13 protein-coding genes and 2 pseudogenes are annotated in these 22,383 nt (G+C 46.3%); 8 read left to right on the forward strand and 7 right to left on the reverse strand.

The features are described from left to right. The first annotated feature begins 171 nt into the window (after positions 1-171). From infB to QUB20_RS18925, 4 genes are all read left to right on the forward strand, one after another. Positions 172-3,333 (forward strand): translation initiation factor IF-2, encoded by a 3,162-nt coding sequence (gene infB, locus QUB20_RS18910; protein ID WP_333239259.1) that lies wholly within the window; start codon positions 172-174, stop codon positions 3,331-3,333. 419 nt (positions 3,334-3,752) lie between these two features. Beyond that, positions 3,753-4,493, forward strand: a complete 741-nt coding sequence (locus QUB20_RS18915) for a low-complexity tail membrane protein (RefSeq protein ID WP_333248047.1) — start codon at positions 3,753-3,755, stop codon at positions 4,491-4,493. Between the two features lie 241 nt (positions 4,494-4,734). Next, positions 4,735-4,959 carry a hypothetical protein gene (locus QUB20_RS18920; RefSeq protein WP_333057837.1) on the forward strand — a complete coding sequence of 75 codons (225 nt, stop codon included), beginning with the start codon at positions 4,735-4,737 and terminating at the stop codon, positions 4,957-4,959. Positions 4,960-5,382: 423 nt separating this feature from the next. Next, a complete protein-coding gene (locus QUB20_RS18925) occupies positions 5,383-6,594 on the forward strand; it encodes a glycosyltransferase family 4 protein (RefSeq protein ID WP_333248049.1) in 1,212 nt (403 codons plus the stop codon). A gap of 40 nt (positions 6,595-6,634) precedes the next feature. Here QUB20_RS18925 and tnpA read toward each other — a convergent pair. From tnpA to QUB20_RS18945, 4 genes and pseudogenes are all read right to left on the reverse strand, one after another. Beyond that, positions 6,635-6,844: pseudogene (tnpA, locus tag QUB20_RS18930) on the reverse strand (IS200/IS605 family transposase); the annotation flags it as partial. A 168-nt stretch (positions 6,845-7,012) separates the two neighbouring features. Next, a pseudogene (locus QUB20_RS18935) lies at positions 7,013-8,533 on the reverse strand (IS5 family transposase). 338 nt (positions 8,534-8,871) lie between these two features. Then, the gene (locus tag QUB20_RS18940) at positions 8,872-11,526 is read right to left on the reverse strand and encodes a C39 family peptidase (RefSeq protein ID WP_333248051.1); all 2,655 of its coding nucleotides are present in this window, start codon (positions 11,524-11,526) and stop codon (positions 8,872-8,874) included. Positions 11,527-12,446: 920 nt separating this feature from the next. Then, the gene (locus QUB20_RS18945; protein ID WP_172192900.1) at positions 12,447-12,887 is read right to left on the reverse strand and encodes a peroxiredoxin; all 441 of its coding nucleotides are present in this window, start codon (positions 12,885-12,887) and stop codon (positions 12,447-12,449) included. A 284-nt stretch (positions 12,888-13,171) separates the two neighbouring features. On the opposite strand from QUB20_RS18945, the gene QUB20_RS18950 reads away from it, so the two are divergent. Next, entirely contained in the window at positions 13,172-13,483 is a 312-nt protein-coding gene (locus QUB20_RS18950; protein ID WP_194061062.1) for a DUF433 domain-containing protein, read from the forward strand. 16 nt (positions 13,484-13,499) lie between these two features. Here QUB20_RS18950 and QUB20_RS18955 read toward each other — a convergent pair whose 3' ends face one another. Further along, positions 13,500-16,235, reverse strand: coding sequence for a DNA methyltransferase (locus QUB20_RS18955; protein ID WP_333248054.1), 2,736 nt, complete (start codon positions 16,233-16,235; stop codon positions 13,500-13,502). A 92-nt stretch (positions 16,236-16,327) separates the two neighbouring features. On the opposite strand from QUB20_RS18955, the gene QUB20_RS18960 reads away from it, so the two are divergent. The 3 genes from QUB20_RS18960 to ileS all read left to right on the forward strand — a co-directional run bounded on the left by QUB20_RS18960 (position 16,328) and on the right by ileS (position 21,590). Next, positions 16,328-16,738: an Npun_F0494 family protein gene (locus QUB20_RS18960; RefSeq protein ID WP_333232592.1), complete on the forward strand. Its 411-nt coding sequence runs from the start codon at positions 16,328-16,330 to the stop codon at positions 16,736-16,738. A 431-nt stretch (positions 16,739-17,169) separates the two neighbouring features. Then, a complete protein-coding gene (locus QUB20_RS18965) occupies positions 17,170-17,733 on the forward strand; it encodes a Uma2 family endonuclease (protein WP_333248056.1) in 564 nt (187 codons plus the stop codon). A gap of 266 nt (positions 17,734-17,999) precedes the next feature. Next, positions 18,000-21,590, forward strand: a complete 3,591-nt coding sequence (gene ileS, locus QUB20_RS18970; protein ID WP_333248057.1) for an isoleucine--tRNA ligase — start codon at positions 18,000-18,002, stop codon at positions 21,588-21,590. A gap of 251 nt (positions 21,591-21,841) precedes the next feature. Here ileS and QUB20_RS18975 read toward each other — a convergent pair whose 3' ends face one another. Together QUB20_RS18975 and QUB20_RS18980 are read right to left on the reverse strand one after the other, a co-directional pair. Further along, entirely contained in the window at positions 21,842-22,111 is a 270-nt protein-coding gene (locus tag QUB20_RS18975) for a hypothetical protein (protein WP_333239279.1), read from the reverse strand. Between the two features lie 42 nt (positions 22,112-22,153). Next, positions 22,154-22,330: an element excision factor XisI family protein gene (locus QUB20_RS18980; protein ID WP_445299415.1), complete on the reverse strand. Its 177-nt coding sequence runs from the start codon at positions 22,328-22,330 to the stop codon at positions 22,154-22,156. Positions 22,331-22,383: the final 53 nt, after the last annotated feature.

The raw sequence follows: 22,383 nt of genomic DNA on the forward strand, positions 1-22,383 counted from the left end.
TTGAGAATTCTTCAACCGCAGACTTCAGCGAGTTGCATCTTTTAGATAAAATTGCTGAGCGAGTACCAAAACCCCGATTCCTGACACTGAATCAATCACACCGAATGATGTCGTCATTAGCACAAAAAATCACAATGTAAAAACTGGTTGGCACAAAAGAGGGCAGAGTGGATGAACAACGGCAAAGTAAGAATTTACGAATTATCACGGGAACTAAATTTGGATAATAAAGACATCTTGGCAGTTTGCGAGCGGCTCAATATTTCAGTCAAGAGCCACAGCAGCACAATTACAGAATCCGAAGCAGAGCGCATTCGCAAAACGGCGGAAAAATACGTAGCCAGTAGCCACTCTTCCCCCGGCAAGCCAGCTCCACCCGAAAGAGCAGCAGCGCCATCTAGAGAATCTGGCCCTCACCCTAACGACCAACAAAAAAAGCAGCAAATTTTAGAAATACGCAGTCCAAAAGTACGCCCGGCTGGTGCTTCCTCCCAGCCTGCAGGCAACGAGGAGAACCAAAACCAGCCCGCGGCAACCGTGGCAACTCCTCCAAAGTCGCCTGCAGCTCAACAACTCCAGCCTCCAGCTAAACCGAATATCAATCGACCTGTACTGTCGAAGCCAAATGTGGCTGTCCCGGCGGCTCCGTCAGAAGTGTCGGAAAATGTAGGTGCGATCGCCCCGGAAACCACCGCCCAGGCTCAGGCACCGGCGGCACCTCAACCGCCGTCGTCCAAGGCTCCAGAACGCACCCAGCAACCGCCGATGGCCCCTCCTGCGCCCTCGGCAAAACTCACGTCGCCGCCCGTCAGAGGGGCGTCCGAGTCGGCTAGCCGTACCCCACAAAATCTGGGGAACAAGCCGGTACTCAAACTGGCAAAAACCGAGCAAGAGCAATCAGGACAGTCAGAAACTCTGGAAGCGCCGGCTAAACCGAGCCGCCCCAGCAGACCTGCACCGGGAGGTACCGAATCTCGCGACGCGCAAAGACCGCGCCGGGAAGGCCCTGGTGGCCCAGTCAAAACTCCACTGGCCGATCGACCCCAGCCCGGTGGGCCGCGCCGGAGCCTGGCCCCCGCAACGTCAGCAACCGGGCTGCGTAGCCGGGGCGGTGGCACCGGAGCGCTAGGGGATGACACTGATGACAATGAAGAAGATAATACGCCGTTGCTGGAGATTCCTCTCCTCGAAAGGCCCTCCCTCCCTCGTCCTGCCAAAAAGACATCGGTCATTTGGGAAGAAGATGATGACGAAAACTCAGATGCTGCCAAAGCTGCCAAAGCTGTTAAGGCAAAACGTTCTCGCCTCAAACCCATAGACGAGGATGACGATGACTTAGAAAACGGCTTGGATCTCCCAGCACCAGTCACGGTCAGCCTGTCCCTAGCCCGCCCAGCGAAAGCGAAGGGACAAGCAGCACCCAAGTCAACACCAACTCCGGGCGCACCCGGAAGCAGCGGAAAAAATAAGAGACCAGGCCCTTCTCACGATAAAAGTTCTTCAGGTTCGAGCGGGGGACGCGGCAACCGGGGCAAAACAGCCGAAGCTAAGGTAGAACGTCCAGAAAAGCTGCTGCTGAGCAGGCCGATGACCGTTCAAGAACTAGCAGTTACTCTGGCTGTTCCCGAAACCGAAATTATTAAGCGGCTTTTCTCTAAAGGAATTGCGGTAAATATTACCGAAACCCTGGACATTCCAGCGGTGAGGATGGTAGCCGAAGAAATGGGCGTAGAGGTGGAAACCCCAGAAAAAGTAGCCCCAGCTATCAAAGTGATCGAGATGCTGGACGAAGCGGATTTGGAATACCTCGAACGCCGTCCCCCAGTAGTAACGATTATGGGTCACGTGGATCACGGTAAAACTACCTTGCTCGACTCGATCCGCAAAACCAAGGTGGCTCAGGGAGAAGCTGGGGGCATTACCCAGCACATCGGTGCTTACCACGTGGATGTGGTACATGAAGGCAAGAGCCAGCAGGTGGTATTTTTGGATACGCCCGGTCACGAAGCCTTTACAGCGATGCGGGCTCGGGGAACACGGGTTACGGACATCGCCATCTTGGTGGTGGCGGCGGACGACGGCGTGCGACCCCAGACAATTGAAGCGATCAGCCACGCGAAAGCTGCGAAAGTGCCAATTGTCGTGGCTATCAATAAAGTTGACAAGGAGGGTGCTCAGCCGGAACGGGTGAAGCAAGAGCTTACTGAGTACGGCTTGGTGGCAGATGACTGGGGGGGCGATATCACGATGGTTCCAGTCAGCGCGATCCGAGGCGAAAACCTGGATACGCTGTTGGAAATGATTCTGACAGTCGCGGAAATGGAAGACCTCAACGCCAACCCGCACCGACCGGCTAAGGGTACTGTGATTGAAGCTCACCTCGACAAGGCAAGGGGGCCTGTGGCAACTCTGCTGGTTCAGAACGGCACTCTGCGAGTGGGCGATATTGTGGTCGCAGGCTCGGCTTTGGGCAAGGTGCGCGCCATGATCGATGACCGGGGCGAACGCGTAGAACACGCAACTCCATCCTTCGCGGTGGAAGTGCTAGGGCTGCGGGAAGTTCCTCGCGCCGGAGACGAGTTTGATGTCTTCGCAAACGAAAAAGAAGCTGCGGCGATCGCAAGCGGAAGAGCTACCTCCCGACGAGATTCACGCCTGCTGCAAGGCGGCCGGATCAGCCTCAGCGGCTTCTCTCAACAAGCTAAGGAAGGCGTTCTCAAGGAACTCAACTTGATCTTGAAGGCAGATGTCCAAGGCTCCCTCGAAGCAATTGTCGGCGCTCTGACTCAACTTCCTCAAAAAGAAGTTCAACTCCGACTGCTGCTATCTGCTCCTGGGGAAATTACAGAAACGGATATTGACCTCGCTGCAGCCAGTAATGCTGTAATTATCGGGTTCAATACTACTCTGGCCACCGACGCTCGCCTCGCGGCTGACCAAGCTGGCGTAGACGTGCGGGAATACAGCATCATCTACAACCTCTTGGATGACATTCAAGGGGCGATGGAAGGCCTGCTGGAACCCGAATTGGTGGAAGAACCTTTGGGTCAAGTCGAAGTGCGCGCTGTCTTTGCGATCGGTCGCGGGGCTGTGGCTGGATGTATGGTACTCTCTGGCAAAGTCATCCGTAACTGTAAGGTGCGGGTGCGCCGGGGCAACAATGTCGTTTACGAAGGTGTCCTCGACTCCCTAAAACGGATGAAGGAAGATGCCAAGGAAGTCAATGCTGGCTTTGAATGCGGCATTTCCTTGAGCGGGTTTAGCGACTGGGCGGATGGCGATATTATTGAAGCCTACCGGATGGTTACTAAACGCCGGACTCTCTCTCAATAGTTTTGAGTGGTGAGTGTTGAGAGGGAAGAGAATTTTTGAGCGATCGCAACTAAATTGTCGATCGCTCGCAACTCTTCTCTTCACTCAATACTCCTAAAGTCATCACTCGCAACTTTTGTTTTTAACTTATAGCAGAAGGAAGAAGCCAGAAGACAGAAGGTTTTAGTTATCGAGGAGAGAAGGAAGAAGTAAGAAAAGCAAATATATCCACAATTAACAACGTCCTCATCGTCTTGGCTGTTGCTAAAAATTCAAAATTTAAAACTCCAATAAGACTTACGCACAGCAATCGAGTTTCCTCCCAAAATGCTTGGTGTTACCTCTAGAGATGTACTCTTTGCACCAGGTTTATTGCTTAAGAATGCGTCCCCGACTATCAAAACTCAAAATTAAAAACTCATAACTCATAATTATTCAAAGTGCGTTCTTTTTGGTCCGATCCTTTCTTGTGGATTCATCTTTCTGGGGCGGCTGCACTGCCGATATTCCTAGGAGTGTGCTTGCTGGGACTCGCAGTGGGTTCTCCCCTGCTCCCTGTCTGGTTAGAAATATTTTTAGTGGCTGTAGCCGGTATTGTTCCTGTGCTGTGGATGCAGTGGTTCCGCCCTTTTTACATTTTTAGTATTTTAGTTGTGGCGGTGAAACCGCAGAATTTAACTTCTGTGCAACAGCGGATTCTGACTCGGTTTAAAACAAAGTTAAATCAAGGAATCGCTCTTTTTGTTGCTGTTTTGCTGGCAATAATTTTGTGGCAACTCTACCGATTGGCTCCCCTCGCGGCAACGGTTGCTCCCTTTCCTCCTTCCTGGCGCGGGACTGGATTGTTGTTGGCAGTTGCTGCTTTTTTAGCTAGCAATTTGTTTTTGCAGGTGTCTGCTAGTGTCATGGCGGTTTTGCTGACGCCGGAATCAGAATTTGCAGCGACACAGCCTCATGTTTTAGAAAAAATTCGGCAGGATTTTACGATCGCGCCTTGGCAAGTCGATCGACTTTTGCCGGCTTTGGCAGCCGAGACAACTGCCGCTGTGGCTGCACCTGTAGAGTCAATTGGTTCAGCATCCACAAGAGGGAATTCGTCAGTCGGCAGTATTGTCAACCCAAAACCTGCTGACTCCAACGGCGTTACATCTCTACCCGAAGAGTCGATCGAAAAAAAGTGAAATAAAAAATTAATAAGGGGACAATTGTAGTTTAAGCTACTTTAATTTGTACAGATGTATGCTGTGAAGAAAATAGGTAACACCCCTCTTGTGATAGAGATTATTAATAGTCTTAATATTTAATTTTTAACCGCAGGTTGTGGATATTTTAGGTTGGCTCTTTGGAGAGAAGAATCTATAATAGAGAGTGTCAAGGTCAGCTTTCAATCCTTACAGGGGATTAAAACAGAGGTATAACAATATGGCGAATTATCTACCGATCGCACAAGAACCTCAAGCCGCCGAGCCGATCGAGCTGTGCGAAGATTCTGAAATCTGGGGCAGTCTCAAATCCGCGATCGGCGCAAGTTCAGGATTTCAACGCTGGCAGCTAGAACTCAATTTTGAGCGTCAGCACCAAAATGCCACCCTCGATCAGCAGGTTCGTTCCTATCTGCGAGAAACTTTAGAAACTTTGGCTTATTGAGCGCCGTAAAACCAAATATTGTCACGATTTGTGAACTTTATAGCCCAATTCTGCTGGCATCCCCTCCAATATGCTAACTGAGTACCGATAGTGAGTGTCGAGAGTGAGTGTCGATCGCAACTTCGGAGATCAAATTGCAGGGGACAGTATTTCTCCTTACTTAGTCGGGATTAATTCCCGCATTCTACTTGCAACACACTCTCAGATACATCAAGAGAAAATTAGCCTGAAACCCCCAATACAAAGCGACTGCGGCCGCTATCTATTGACCTGGCTGTTGCCGAAACTCTTTATAATAAGACTGAAGCAAAATAAAATTAATAGTGCGGTTGTGGCGGTACCTCAAACCGTCCCGATCAACCTACTTACACATCTTTTGCATCGTAAGTCCTATTAAATACTTTACAACCAGAGTTGAGGAAAATGCGCTTAGTCATAGTTCAGTATGCCGGCGATTACGCAGAAGCCTTTGATCGTTTAGCCAAAGGTGGAAGCGAAACATACTACGCTCAAAAATATTCTGTTGATGCCGTCACCGAGATGGCAAAACGAGCTGAGTCAGTAACGGTTATTTGCTGCATGACACCCGAATTTAACGATCGGGTTCTAGAAAACGGCGTGCGGGCGATCGGTTGCGGATTTAATTACAAAATTGATACCCAAAAATTGATCGAGTTAATTGCCCAGCAAAAGCCGACTCATTTAGTCATGCGGACGACTTTTCCAGACATTTTTAAGTGGGCAATAAAAAACAAAATTAAAACCATCGCTGTATTTGCAGAATCTATTGCGACAACAACTTGGCGCAATAAATACCGCAACTATTTCCTATCCCAATTGTTGAATAACAAGCAAATAGAATGGGTTGGAACTTACGGCATTACGTCATCTTTATTGTTCCAACAAATAGGAGTAAAAGCTGATAAAATAATTCCCTGGGACTTTCTCTTAGAGACCAATCCCGGCTCTTTGTCGCCGAAAACAATCCCTGCGGACATCAAAAAAATTCAACTTTTTTACGCTGGTTCGTTAATACAAAGTAAGGGCGTGGGTGATATATTGAGAGCCGTAGCAAAGTTAAGAGAACGGAATAATATATCAGTTCACTTAAAAATGGCAGGTAAAGGTGAAGAGGAGTTTTTTGCCCAGCGAGTCGAAGAGTTGCAAATTAAAGATTGTGTAGATTTTCTGGGAATCGTGCCAACTCAGAGTTTAGAACCTTTAATGAGAGAATCCGATCTCGTGTTAGTTACTAGCAGGCACGAGTATCCCGAAGGCTTTCCCCTGACTATTCAGCACGCTTTACGGACTAGAACACCGATAGTAGCTTCAGATCACCCGATGTTTAAAACCCACTTAAAACACGGTATTAATTCGATGATTTTTGAAGCGGGGAACTCTCTGGCTTTAGCAGAATGTATCGAAAAAGTTATTTCGGATTCAGCGCTTTACCACAATCTTTCTGTCGCTTCTCACTCAACCTGGCAGGAGTTGCGTCTGCCTGTCAAATGGGCGGACTTGATCGATCGCTGGCTGGATGATTCTCCTGAAAGCAAACAGTGGTTATTTGAACAACGACTAGCTTCTGGAGCCTATAACGCGTCGCGTGAGAACCCCGGTATTTCAAGCTCTTGATGAAACGCAGTTGTAGTCTTTAGGCTACCAGTGTTGCGGATTATTTATTTCTTTGTTCTTCAATATATTTTCTGACGGTTTCAGTTGAGACATTGCCAACACTACCGACAAAATAACTAGGAGTCCACAAGGTAGGCAATTTTCACTATTCAGGAAACTCTTTTCTTAAGTAACTGGAAGCCCTGCCTTTGACTCTTTGCAGGACAAAGCTAGCGACATCAGTCGGGTTAACGTTAACCAATAAATGTACATCCCACATTTTGCAGGTATTTAAATAGAATTGATGGTTATAAATTTTAAAAATTCCAGCCTGAAGTGATTGATCCGTAATCACTTCAGGCTTTTTTGAGTTACAATGAACGAATTAGGGCTTGCTGAATAATCGATCGCAAACTAAGAACAGGAGCTCACGATATATTCAAGCAGAGTTAAAGATGAGTTTTTCCTTCGTCAATGTGAGCAAGTTATAAACGCAGATTATATTAGAGCCAAAAATGGGCATTGTTTTCCACGAACGGCATAAAAACACAAAAAAAACCCATCTTAACCAGGTAGAAAGGTTCATGACTAAAAAAGTGATAGCAATAGCTGTCTGTGAAGTATTATCAAGTTTTGCCATGATGCGATCGAGACTAAATCTGCGTTTACGCAAGCCCCAAATTTTCCCTCAATTGCCTGACGAATCCTCTCATCTTCTAAGGCTTGCTTCTTTTTTTCTTTACTCACAGTTGCTGGGGGTCTTCCCAAGGGTGGCCCACTGATTCTAATTCCTTTTTCTTTGCACCATGCTCGGTTTTCCCGATTTCGGTAAATGCGATCCTCTTCGAGGGCTTCGCTAACGGCATGGACTGATTCACCGATAGTATCCTGTGTAATTTTTAAAGGCTTCAAATGAGTGCTTTTAAGTCTCCTGATTCGTTAAAATTATCCCAGCTCATCCGGTATAAAAATACATATCCTTCACTGCAACTCGCTGATAGTTTTGCTCCAAACTCTACAGGTTTCCCTGCTTTTCCTCTGACAATGGGACGGATGTGCGGTTGGCTTAAACTTACCCCAACTGTCCGATATACTCTGTTTTTTATTTTCAAATAACCAGAGTTGTTGCCGATAGACTTCTGTGAGGACTAGCAAGGTTTTATATTGCTTTTTGGTCATACTTTGTAGGGTGGCACCTGATTCAATTAGCTGTTCAATATGAGCGAGGTTTCTTTTAATATATTGCAGTTGTTTTTTAAAGGCTTGGATTTTTTTGTTTCGTAATGGTCGTCGTTGTTTGGCTACTGCTAAGTAGTCTTTCCTGGCTATTTTTCGGTAGGTTCTGGGTTTTTTATTAATTTTTACTTTGAGGGACTTATAAAGAATGTCGATGATTTTTTCTGTGTGAATTCTTGCCTTGTTTAATAGTCCTAAGTCGGTGGGGTAGCTAATGTCTGCTGGGGCACAGGTGGCATCTATGATTAATTTTCCTTGATTGGTTGATTCATTTTTTGCGTCCGAATCCTTTTTTTTTTCGGGCGGTTTTGGGATGGTTTCGCGCATTTTTTCCACCCTGCGTTCATTCACTTTCTTGATTAAGTTTGCACTGATTCGCTGCCGAAAGTGGACTAATAATGATGGATCAAATGGGGGTTCATTACGCTCTGGTTGATTGACCGATAAAGTATTGCAGGTATGGCTTTTCACGGATATGTTCTACTGTTTCTATATCGCTAATTAAGAGTTTTTCTTTGATGATTAATGCCCCTAATGCTATCCTAAATGATTGGGCGGGTGATCCCATTTCGGTGGGGAAATTTTCAGCATAATCTGATTCAAATTTCGACCAAGGAATTAGTTGGGCCATTTTTACCCAACGGTTATCTTCTGACAATCTTCCTTCAAAGGGGAGTTCAAAGTCGGATGGGGGGCTTGGGGCAAGCTCAGCTTTTTTATACACGATCGCAGGTGGTGATGCACGGCTTTTGACCTATTCTACCTGTTGATCGCGGCGACTTTACTCTCGATCGCGCGATCAAATAACCCAGGCCACGTAACACGCGGGCGATATATTCAGCAAGCCCTAAGTATTTCTGTCTAGTTAAACAGCGGGATGCTCCCACTTGGTTTGGTACTTTAGTAGGGTTGAGCTTTTTAGGCATTGGCGCAGCAAAACGCAAAATTAAGCGCAAGATTTCCTAAGTTAGGTAGGGTGTGCATTAAGTACCTTACGAATAGCTGTTATGCACACCTTACGAATAGCCGCAGTGCCTCACAATTTGCTAACAGTAGAGTAAATTATGGATAGATAAAATGTGCCCAAACATTCCCATCTGGCCCAGCAACTTGATTGACATAACTGTAGGGATACATCAACTTTCTCCCCTCAGTATCGCTGTAACCAGTGAGTGCATTTCCCCAAGGATCTTGCACGATATAACCCTGAGAATTGTAGCCAATGACAGTAAGAATGTGACCGGCAGCAGTAAAATCTCCGGCTAAAACTACTGGCCGCCGATTCAGCAATTCCGATCGCACCTCGGCCCATTTGCGAGTCGTACTAAAACTCGTCTTAAACCCGTAGGCCTGAATCAGCGCCGAAAGCACGCTGTGATCGGTTTGAGATCCCTGGCCGGCATAGTCGAAACACCACTGCAACAACTCATCCTCCAACTGTCCGCCCCACTCAGAACGAAGACCATAATAATAAAGCACCATGGCGATCGAAGTTACGTTGCAAGTAGACCAGTCAAAACGCGGATTGTCTCGCTGCGAAAAATACGGCACGTTCAATTCCACATTGTTCGGAACCGGATCGAAAATTTTATCTCCCCGCTTGAACTGAACAAAACTAGGAAAAACATAACCTGTATTGCCCAAATTCGGCAGTTCTTCAGTCAGAGAAACTTTCAGGTGAGATCCTTCCGCACCGTAGCTGTTCACGCCGTAAACTCGACCTAAAGGCAGCGTAGTTTTCTCGGTACTGCTCAGGCTAGAAGAATCTACCGGCCGTTTTTTAAAGACAGTTGCTTGCAGGATTGTCATCGTCAAAGCATCCGGGTCAAAGGGAACTTCTTTGCCGTCTTTTTTAATTTTAACGTCCTGCCAATAAATAAATCCGATATTGCCGAAACCGGGAATAGATTGGGCGAGAGTTACTCGGAAATGCCCCAAAATGCAGGCATAACCAGTAATGGCATAGGTGCTGCCTAAAAGTAGGTCAGCAATTTGATCTGCAGGCAGTTTCGATGAATCTTCGGGTTTAGCTTTAATCTGAGTTGTTTGAGTTACCAAAAGTTGAGCGCTGACGTTGCTATTGGGTACGTCAGCCAGGTCAAATCTTAGGATTTGAGTACCTTTTGCCAACTGAACGTCGGGTTCATAAAAATAGCCAAAAGTGCCGATCGGCCAAATTGCTGAATCCAGAACCACCTTGAGATGCCCGTCAATAAATCCGTATTTGCTAACGGCCAACGTCTGGCCTGCTTTGACAACAACTTTTTGCTGATTGTTGAGCCTGGAAGAATCAAGAGGAACTACCTTAAACAAAGTGTCAGAAACTATCTTTAAGGTCAAACCTCGTCCGACAGTTAGCGGATCGGAAGTTACGGCAATGTAAATTATTTGGCTGCCAGTAACGTTGCCTTTGCTGTCAGTTGCCCGCAACCTGAGCCACCGAGCTCCAGCTACGCTAAATCCTTTAGACAAATTAACTTGCCAAGTGCTAGTCTCTTGGTTTAGAGTGACGGTTAGGGGAAATTTATCCTCAGCTATCACGTCAATTTTTGCTGCTTGTTGCCGGTCAAAAGTACCCCGAAGGACGATCGGCTGATTTACTAAAACTTCTGACGGCCCTTGATAAGTTAAATTCACAGCGGGATTAAAAGATTTGCCACCGCGGCTGAATTGCACAAAATCGGGATAAATGAAGCCTGTATTGCCAAATTGTGGCAAATTCTCGGTCAGCGAGACTTTAATGTGGCTTTGTTCGATCAAGAATCCGGCAATTCCGTAAATCATTCCCGCCGGCAAGGTAATTTTTTCTTCGGGTGGCAGGCTAGCGGCATTTATCGGCCGCTTTTTAAACACAGTTGTTTTGATGATTGTCATCGTAACTGCATTTCTATCATACTCAATTCCCCTCCCGTCTCGCAAAATTTGGACGTGCAGCCAGTACAGAAATCCCGAAGTTCCTAAGTTAGGAACTGCCCGAGCAAAAGCGACTCTGAAATGGTTTTCCACGCAAGCGTAGCCGAGAAGATTGAAAGTTTCTCCTGGGTTAAATAGTAATTTCTGAGTTGGGCCTAAAGTTCCAGAATCTGCGGGGGTGAACTTTAACCAGGTCTTTTTGATCACCCACAGTAACTGCATTCCAGGAGGCGGGGTCGGCAACTCGGCGCGATCGAATATGAGAATTTTTGCGCCTTTGGTTATGAGTACGTGTTTTTCGTAGAAAAAGCCGGTTTTTCCCACCGGATAAATTGGATTATTTAGTTGAACATTCAGATGTCCGTCTTCTAATTCGTAGTCGCTAACTGGATAAATTTTCCCTGCTGGTATGTCCGCTTTTTGCAGCTCGTTGAGATTGCTGGCGGGCAGTGTTCCGGCTTTGAATTTGGTATCTGTGAGAGTAATTAACGTGAAAATTTGAGCGGGTGCCCCAGAAGCAGGATTAACTTTGATGTTAATTGTTTGTTGGCCGATAACTTTGCCGGTCTTATCGCTTGCCCTCACCTGCACTGTGCGAGTTCCTAGGCTATCGAATCCTTTTTCTAAACTGATGTTCCAAATGCCTCTAGAGAGATTTATCCCGACATTCAGGGCATTTGATCCTTCTAATGCTGAAATCGCTGCCACTAGATTTTTGTCAAAAGTGCCAACTAAGACAGCGGGTCTATTGACCTCAATTTCTCGCGGGCCTAAGTAACTCAAAATAATGTTGCTGCTTGTCATTATATATTCCCCTACCTACTTAATTATTCAGCTAAAGCAAGGATAACTTCTGATTTTATCAGAAGATTGGGTTTAAAACCCCGTCCTTTGAGGACGGCTTTTTCCATTTTTAAGTAAAATAACACATCCATCTAAACAAATGAATATGGTACAATAAGCAGATCAGACAAGATTTAAAAACCTACCCCCGGACTGGGGGAAAGTCTACGCCCAAAACATTCACAGAGGAGATATGACTACACACCTATGTGCTTTTCGTGGTCAGCCTGGGAACCCTATTACTAGGGATATTAAGATCGAAATGTCTTAAGAATCCTCGTGCCTTCAGGGCGAGGAGTGTCAACAAACACAATGACTCGAACCAGGACAAAATCGCCCCTAGATTCAGCCTACGGGCGGTTAATGCCTTTTCCAGCATAAGTTTTTAACTATTGGCGGGAGTTGCGCCACAAATCTAACTTTAGACGTACCATAAGCACCTTAACCGAATATATGCCTGGTTGAGCTGATTTGTGGTGCAAGTTTTGAGGGAAGGAATTTAATTCGAGTCGGTTGTTTCCCCCTGTACCCTTGACCCCTCACTTGCTGAGTCAATCGATTGCGCGATTTTAGATTTTAGATTTTAGATTTTAGAATTGAAGCATTGACCCCACGGATGAATGCGGGGGCTTGTATCCTGGATGCTTTCGGTCAGGACTTAGGAACGCGAATTAAATAACTTACAATTTTAATTGTTATTGTGGGACGGGCGTCCCGCCCATCCCACTTTCAAGAGTGGAAGTTATTTAATTCTCATTCCTTACTAAAAAAAACCGGTTCCTAGGAGAATATTGCCTATAGCAACGAGGCATCTAGGAAGGAACCGGGTTTTTAGCGCTTTGGTGCGTGCAGGAGTGTTAGTGCGATCGACTAAACTTCGACTAAACTATGGTGACGAGAATATCTTGAGCGTGAGTGTCAACTTTCATGGTTTCGCCCTCATAAACTTGAATGATTTTGCCGGTGCCGTCGATGACGAAGGTGACGCGCTTGGCATAATCGCCTTTCTCCACATCGTAAGCTTTGGTAATCGTGCCATCAACATCTGCTAATAGCTGGAAAGGTAAACCGTATTTTTCTGTGAACTTTTGGTGCGATTCCTCGTTGTCGCGGCTGACACCGAGAACTACTATATCTTTGCCTTTGTATTCTTCATGGGCTGCTTTGAAGCTTTGGGCTTGTCTGGTGCAGCCGGGGGTGTCATCTTTGGGGTAGAAATACAAGATTACGGTTTTACCCGCGAATTGGGACAGGGAGACTGTGTTGCCGTTGGTGTCTTTGGCGGTAAATTGAGGGGCGGCGCACCCAACTGGTAATGTCATAGTTTTGTTTCCCTTGGGATTTATAAATGTATTTTAATTGATTTTGTGCTTTGGCGATTGAAAAAGGTATCGGCGATTGAAATCGCTTTTTTTGAACTGGAACTCGAATATGCTACGCTCGTTATTCGAGTTCCAGTTCAAGCAATCACCTTGACTCAAGTCCATTGGCGACGGCGGAAATTCGCAATATCCATCAAAAATACCATAGCTTAAAATGCCTTTTACAGCCCAACTCGTCTAACCTGTCCTAAAATATAAGACACATCCTATATTAATTCCCTACCATGTCGATCGCCGTCATTAAAGAACATATCGAAATCACCCCAGGAATCTGTGGGGGAAAACCCCGTATCGCCGGACATCGCATCCGAGTTCAGGATATAGTTGTTTGGCACGAACAAATGGGAATGTCACCCGACGAAATTCTGTATCACTATCCGAGTATTACTTTATCTGATATCTATGCAGCTTTAGCCTATTATCACGATCGTCGAGATGAAATTCGCTCGGCAATCGAAGCAGATGCAGAATTTGCTCGCCAATTGAAAGCTCAAACCCCATCGCTATTGCAACAAAAATTAAAAAATCGTCTGTAATTAATTCACTGGGATTTTATACAACAGGTGGCAAACAGGGAGCGACAACCGGTAATCCCTCAGTTTCTCGCTGTGCAACTTCAAAGTTTAATTCTAATAGAAACTTTAAGGGGTCTTGGTTGGGTTTGATATCGTAGGCTTTGCAAACGAGTTGGTCTAATTGGGCGTGGAGTTGGGCGAGTTGGCTGGCAGGTTCATTAAAAAACTCGTTGTATAATTGGGTAATACCACACTGTTTGCGCTCCATATACTCTGTACGATAGTCATGGAGAACCTGCATGGCTGCTCGAATTTCAGTTTTGGTTTTTTCTGGGCAATTTTGGGGAAAGGGAAATGTTTCAAAACAGGTGTTGTGAGTGTAAGAAATATCTGCTTTAAGTGTTGATTTTTGTGCGTGCATCCAAATCTGATGAGTGCTAGATGTGAGTATTCCCAAAATATAAAAGTCGTCGCAGGTAACAACTCGCGTTCTAGCATTAGGTAGCCATTCAATAGGACAAGGAAGAAAAATTGCCCATTTCGAGGTCTGAGTAACTGCAAAGTATTGAGAAACCGATTTTAGGGCTTGACGCATTGCGGGTCTTCGTTCTCCAAATTGCCACCAGTATTTTTGATAAACCTTTCTACGATTCAAATCTCTTTCTGGTTTCACTCTCATTTTAACCCATTGAAAAGGCTGGACATATTCACTTGCCTCTTCAATACTCATGTCATTAAAGTCGATAATCAAATTTTTTAGACCTCTGTAAGGGTTGGCTACGAGGTCATTACCTTCTAGAAAAGGACGAATTACTTCCAGATTTTTGGGATTTACTTTATTCCATACTTCAGCTTGCTCCAAGGACACAATAAAGCCCGTACCTACAGGAGTTATACCTGCAAAACATCGATTCAAATTTGTCTTCAGTCGCACTGCTTGGGTAACATCAACTTCAGCTTTTAGAGAAGAGTTAATGTTTGAGACAATTGTGTGATCGATACGGTAGGTTAATTCTTGAGCATCAGAGGTTTTGAGCCAGTTGATAATGCTAATATGTACTTTAGCTTCACCAGACCAAGGTTGTGTGGAGATGGCATCGTAAATGCAGCCGCCATTTTGGGCAATGTAATCTAGGGCAGCTTTACGACTTTTACCCTGAGAAATGGAATTGGTGGCGACTAAACCAGCGCGGCAATTTTCTCCTAAATGTTGATGGGCAAGACGGAACCAATAGGTGCAAAAATCCACAGAATCTTTTACTTCAGGAAATTTAGCAAAGATGCGATCGATATATTCATCACCCAAAACCAAGCGCATCTGCTTACCACCCAAAAAGGGAGGATTTCCAATAATTACATTAACTTGTTCCCACTCGCAAAACAGAGCATCATCACAGCGGATATTGCGATCGAGATTATCGAGCGGCAATGCTTGCTCTAGTTCCAATGCCAGGTTCAACTGTACCGTATTGAGCAACTGGTTTTCTTCATCTAAGGCTAACTTTTTGGCAAGCATCAGCGTCACTTTTGCCAATTCCACGGCAAAGGGTTTGATGTCAATGCCGTAAAACTGGCTTGTCTTCACTAGCGACATCGTACCTATCGCATTAGCAGCACGAGAGAAATTTTCATGAATTTTAGTTAGCAATTGTGCCTCTAGTCGCTTCATTTCCCGATAAGCAACATAGAGAAAATTACCGCTGCCACAAGCTGGATCGAGAACTTTGAAATCAAGTAATTCTTGCCGCAGTGCCAACAAATCTTTGAGCGTCTTCGCAGCTTCAATCCGTTCTCGCCACGGGCGGATAATCGTAGGCAAAACCACTTTTTGAATATCTGCCTCGCTGGTATAGTGCGCTCCCAACGCATGACGTTCCTCTTTGCCCATACTGGACTCAAACAACGCGCCAAAAATCGCAGGTTCTACCTTTGACCACCGTTCCTTTGCTGCCTCTAATAGCAGATCGATTTCGCTGCGAGTCAGGGCGATGGGTTCAACAACTGAGAAGATACCGCCATTAAAATAGGATACATCCCGATAGCGGCTGTCTTTAGGTGCGGGGCGATCGCTCCCCATTTGCCGAAACAATCCCCCAATTAAATCGTAGGAACTAACTCGGTTCATCTGGCAATCACCTAAAAACTCGGTGAATAAACCGCGTGGCAACAAATCGATATCTTCAGCAAACAATGCTACTACACACTGAAGGATAAACCTTTGAGCCGTTTCTACTTTTTCGCCGCGCTCTACTAACCGATTGAAAACTAGAGCAACTTTGTCAGCGGCAGTTCGCGTTACATCAATTTGGTTGTTATTGAATAAAGGCTGGCGATTTTCGGGGAAAAGAAAGTTTAAGGCTGTGAAGCGATCGGGTAACTCTTCGAGATTTATGCGATCTACCGGTTCCCGCAGTTGTAAATCGAAGTCATAAATCCAAAACTCATCAAAGTTGCAAAGAACCACATATTTGGGACGTTGCGGCACTAGCTCCAGCCAGTATTCAAAGGCTTGTTGATAGTGTTTTTCCAGTTTTTCGCCCCGTTTTTTCATCTCCAGCAACAACCGGGGTCGCCACAGCAAATCGGCAAATTTCGTAGTTTTGCCTTTCGCCTTTACTCGAAATTCTAGTTCGGCTCCCGCTTCCTTGTAGCCTAGATGACCGAAGGCTTGAAACAGGCGATCGCAGAATACCTGTGCCTCGCCTTTTTCGTCTCCCTTCAAAGTACGAACGTATTCAACAAACCTGTTGATATTATTTAGTGTATCGGTCATAATAAGTGTAAAATTAGGATCGATAGGGTAAATCAGCCCGCTCGGATATCTGTAACAATTAAAAATATAGTACCTGTTCAGAGGTTTTTTGAATGACTTTTATTCCATCTGAAGCATTTAAATCTATTAGTTATCCCGATCGCACTGTCAAAAGAGCCGATCGCGCCGTCCGGTGCAGCCCTTTTCAATTACACTTCTTCCAGACAATCCGCGATAACAGTGTTTTCCTAACTGCGATCGCCTCAAATTCCGGTGTCGAAAGCGGCTACACTCGATCGCCCGTATCCGAACTCGTAGCCGAAAACTCCCTACTGTGGCTGATCCAAGTCGGCGTGTTGCGGCGGGAAGTAGACGGACAAGGGATTACCGACAGTTTTCGCCTCACGCCCCTGGGCCGCCAACTCGTGGAAAAATGGGAACAGGAAGGAGACAAAGTGCCGGATGCTTCATTGTGCGATCGTATGGGAAATGCCGTTAGCCGCGGATTGGGAGTATTTCTTTAAGCGTTTATTGCTTGTCCCAGTCCGACAGTCCGACAGTCCGACAGTCCGACAGTCCGACAGTCCGACAGTCCGACAGTCCGACAGTCCGACAGTCCGACAGGGAATGAATTCCCTGTCTCATAGCGAAAGTCGGTTAAAACCGACTGCAAGTCTAAATTCAATTCGATGTTGAGTTTCGCATAAAAGCGACTGCAAGTCTAAATTCAACTTGATCTTGAGTTTCGCATTTCACGTTAATCAACATCCTCAGTCCTCTTGCAGAGGACTTGCGCTATGAGACAGGGATTTCAATCCCTGTCGGACTCGCCGTCAAACGAGTTAGACCCCTTAAAGCCGTCAAGCGAAGGACGGGGTTTTAGACCCATTTTCTTGATAAATTAAATGCACGATCGCTTAACTAATACAAATTAAATTTAAATCAAATAAAAATAATGGTTCAAACCGCTTCTAAACCTTTGAGTCTCAATGAATTTCTCCAATTACCGGAAACCAAACCCGCCAGCGAATTCATCGATGGTCAAATTATCCACAAACCTATGCCCCAAGGAAAACACAGCACTATTCAAAGCGATTTGGGTGCTGACATTAACCGGGTACTCAAACCACAACGCATCGCCCGCGCCTATCCAGAATTGCGCTGTACCTTTGGAGGTCGATCGACAGTACCCGATCTTGCAGTCTTTACCTGGGAACGCATTCCCCGCGACGAAAACGGCGAAGTAGCAAACACTTTCGCCATCGCCCCCGACTGGACAATCGAAATTCTTTCCCCCGACCAAAGTCAAACTAAAGTCGTCCGCAACATTCTCCACAGTCTCGGCCACGGAACCCAGATGGGCTGGTTGATTGACCCGGAAGAAGAACTGGTATTTGTCTATTTTGCCGATCGCACTTTAGCAGTTTTTGAAGAACCGGGCGATCGCATCCCCGTTCCCACCTTTGCCGAATCCTTTAATCTCACTGTCGGCGAAATGTTCAGTTGGCTGACTGAGTAGCGCCACCTCGATTTGTGAAGGATTTTTTAACCGCAGAGGGCGCAGAGGGCGCGGAGGAAGAGAAGAGAGAGAGCTCTACGGATTTGGTTTGATCTAATGTGCGGTCGATCGCTTATACTAAAATATCTGGTTGTCAGCTCTTCAATGACGAGAGATGACTAAAGTGGTCACTACAAACTTGATTATGATTATTTAACCGGACTTGATATCATCTTTCAAATAACCGCTAACTACTAACAACTAACTACATAAAACGTTTCTCAAAAATGGAAGCTAAATCTTACAAAGACACAGTAAACCTGCCCAAAACCAAGTTTGATATGCGCGCCAACGCCGTCAAACGGGAACCAGAATTGCAACAATTTTGGGCGGATCAAGAAATCTACGATCGCCTTTCGGAAAATAACCCAGGCGATTTGTTCATCCTCCACGACGGGCCACCCTACGCCAACGGACAACTCCACATCGGCCACGCCCTCAACAAAATCCTCAAAGACTTTATCAACCGCTACCAAATGTTGCGCGGCAAAAAAGTTCGCTATGTCCCCGGTTGGGATTGTCACGGATTGCCGATCGAACTTAAAGTATTGCAGAACATGAAATCGGACGATCGGCTAAATCTTACGCCGATCGAACTCCGCCGCAAAGCCGCCGCCTTCGCGCAGCAAACAATGGAACAGCAGCGCGAATCCTTCCAGCGCTACGGCGTTTGGGGCGACTGGGAACACCCGTATTTAACCCTAAAACCCGAATACGAAGCCGCCCAAATCGGCGTTTTCGGTCAAATGGTACTCAAAGGCTACATCTACCGCGGCTTCAAACCGGTTCACTGGAGTCCGAGCTCGAAAACAGCCCTCGCCGAAGCCGAATTGGAATATCCCGAAGGCCACACGTCGCGCAGCATCTACGTCGGCTTCCATGTGAGAAAATTGTCAAAATCTTTGCAGTCGAAGATCAAGCGCTATATGCCGAGCCTCTGGGCGGCGATTTGGACGACTACTCCCTGGACAATTCCGGCAAACTTGGCGATCGCCGTCAATCCCGAACTTACTTATGCGGTGGTGGAACCGCCGGCAAATTCCCACATCGCCCAACAATTTATGTTAGTAGCTGTCGATGCGGTCGATCGGCTGTCGGCAACTTTTAACACTCAATTAAAAATACTTGCCACCTTCAAAGGCAAAGAATTAGAAGGTTGCAGTTACAAACACCCGTTGTTCGATCGCGAAAGTCCAATTGTTGCCGGCGGTGACTATATTACTGCTGATTCCGGGACGGGATTGGTGCACACCGCACCGGGCCACGGACAAGAAGACTTTATCGTAGGAAAGCGCTGCGGTTTGCCAGTTTTAACGCCCGTAGATGAGAACGGAAATTTCACCGCAGAAGCCGGACAGTTTGCAGGTTTAAATGTCCTCGGAAATGGCAATGCCGCAGTCATTGATGCCCTTGCCGAAGCAAATTGTTTGATTAAAGAGGAAAGTTACGCTCACTCTTATCCTTACGATTGGCGCACGAAAAAGCCGACTATTTTTCGGGCGACGGAACAGTGGTTTGCCTCCGTTGAAGGGTTCCGAGATGAAGCCCTAAAAGCGATCGCGGGTGTGAATTGGATTCCCGCCCAAGGGGAAAATCGGATTACTGCAATGGTGGGCGATCGATCGGATTGGTGCATCTCTCGCCAGCGGACTTGGGGCGTTCCGATTCCCGTATTCTACGACGAAGAAACCAACGAACCGCTGTTAAATGAAGAAACGATCGCCCACGTGCAAGCCATCTTTGCCGAACGCGGTTCCGATGCTTGGTGGGAATTGTCGATCGATGAATTGCTGCCGGAATCTTACCGCAATAACGGCCGCACTTACCGCAAGGGAACCGACACGATGGATGTGTGGTTTGACTCCGGTTCTTCCTGGGCCGCAGTTGCCAAAGGTCGATCGGAATTAAACTATCCGGCTGATATCTATTTGGAAGGTTCAGACCAACACCGCGGCTGGTTTCAATCCAGCTTGCTTACCAGTGTAGCAACTAACGGCGTTGCTCCTTACAAAACAGTTTTGACTCACGGTTTTGTGCTCGATGAAAAAGGCCGCAAGATGAGCAAATCTGAAGGAAATGTCGTCGATCCAGCGTCAGTAATTAAGGAATATGGAGCCGATGTTTTGCGGTTGTGGGTGTCTTCGGTAGACTACTCGGCAGACGTGCCTTTGGGCAAAAACATTCTCAAACAGCAGTCGGATGTTTACCGCAAAATCCGCAATACAGCTAAGTTTTTGCTGGGCAATTTGCACGACTTCGATCCGGCAAAAGATGCCGTTGCTTACGAAGAATTGCCGGAACTGGATCGCTATATGCTGCACAGAATGGGCGAAGTTTTTGCGGAAGTTCAAGATGCTTTTGAAAGCTTCCAATTTTCCCGATTCTTCCAAACTGTGCAGAATTTCTGCACGGTGGATTTATCGAATTTTTACTTGGATATTGCCAAAGATAGACTTTACATCAGCGCGACAGATACCCTTCGCCGCCGCAGTTGTCAGACGGTGATTGCAATTGCTGTGGAGAATTTGGCAAGGGCGATCGCACCTGTTTTGTGTCACATGGCTGAGGATATTTGGCAGTACCTTCCCTATCCGACTCCTTACAAGTCCGTGTTTGAAGCCGGCTGGGTGCAAATTGATGCTTCATGGCACAATCCAGAATTGGCTACTCGCTGGCAGTATTTGCGACAAGTGCGGGGCGAAGTTAACAAGGTTTTGGAAAAAGCCCGGATTGAAAAGGCGATCGGTTCTTCTTTGGAAGCTAAGGTTTTATTGTACGTTCCCGATGTTGAGAAAAGAGAGCAATTGCAAGCTTTGAATCCCAGCAGTGAAGAATTGGTGGATTATGTGCGATCGCAAAATTCAGTCATCGAGTTAGCGGCCCAGGAGAAAGCAAAAGCAGCACAAGATAAACAGGAAGAACAAGCGGCAAAAGTTGCTAAAGTCTTGACAGAAAACAAAATTTATGTTGAGCCGAAAACGATCGCACAAAAGAGCGATCGACCTTCTCAGATAGTAGAGTATTCTGTCCCTGAACTGTCGGCTTCAGATTCGCAGCCAATCTTAGATCAAGCCGCCGAGTTTGTGGCTAATTTGCCTGAATACGCAGGCAACTTTTTTACAGAATACCAACAAGCGCTGGTAACACTTGGACTCTTAGCTTCTGTGTTGATAACGGGCCGAGTAACGCTGGCGATTTTGGATACGATGAATCAGATTCCGCTTTTGGGAGGCTTCTTTGAAGTCATCGGCATCTTATTTACAATCTGGTTTGCTTTCCGTCACTTGCTGTTTGCCGCCAACCGTCAAGAAATTGCACAACAAATTGATTTCCTGACAGCAGATGTGGTGGGCCGGAGTACGGCGCTTGTACTTGCAGAAACACAGGCGATCGTCCTCGCACCGGCATTAGATACAGCGCTTGTGCTTGTAGAAACAGGGGCGATCGCACAAACAGCCCCAGCCGAAAAAGTGTTTGTAGAAACACCCCAAATCCCGCAACCAGAATTAGTTGCGATCGAACCCAAACCAGAAATTCCTGCAGAAATAGCTGTAACGCACCATTCTACAATGACCGGCAAGGGTGTAGATGAATTGCGCTATTTGTTCATTACTTCGGAAGTGGAACTGGTAGAATCGAATGCCATCCTGCAGGAATTGCCGTACAGTTATCAGTCTCCAGAGTTGGCGATTGGTGTAGTCAAAGCAGACGGCCAAAAGTGCGATCGTTGCTGGAATTACTCGACTCACGTCGGAGAGTCGATCGAACATCCGCTAATTTGCGAACGTTGCGTTTCAGCAGTAGACGGCAAATTCTAACCGTATGATGTACACCGCACACCGCTGTAACTGTCATTGCGAGCTATACGCGAAGCAATCGCAGACTCCGTGATTCCTTCACTATCTACTCGTTACCAGGCTCCTGCCTGGTAACGCAGATCCGGAGGCTCTGCCTCCATCTTCCCAGCCGAGGCAGAGCCTCGCTTATATGGGTTCCAAGGCAGAGCCTTGGAACCAGTTAAATCAATCAAACAATGAGTGGGATGGGCTTCTAGCCCGTCACAAATATGCTATTTCTTAAAAAAACTGCAGACGATTTCACCAGGGTTGTTTTGTCCAAACGCCAAAACAGTTCCATCTTTCTTAACTGTAGTGCGATCGCGGCAATTGTAGACTTCCAGAGGCTGTTTCACTCCATCAACACTCAGAATTACCCTGTATTCCCAATAATTTTTTGCACTGCGTTTGATATCGACAATGCAAATCTCGCTTCCTTGATAATTGCGGCAAACAGAGGCGTCAGCAGGAAGGGCGGCCCCGAAAAAAGATATTAATAACAAAAAGTAGCAAACACATTTCATCATCTGCGATCGCCTTTTCCTTTACGCTACTCCGAGCCCAGTATGCGGACGCTTGTAAGGCGGATGCAACCCCAACACAATATCATCCTCAGACACTCCCATCTCGACAAATTCCCGTGCAATATCCACTTCTGTCATATTGCGCTGAATCCAAATTTTGCTATCCTTAATATCCAGAAGTGTTGAACGCTTATTGATAGAATTCTGAAAATAGACATACGAATCCTATAAAATGCTGATTTCAGCAATTG

It is taken from the genome of Microcoleus sp. B4-C2, from assembly GCF_036705265.1.
Taxonomy (GTDB): Bacteria; Cyanobacteriota; Cyanobacteriia; order Cyanobacteriales; family Microcoleaceae; genus Microcoleus.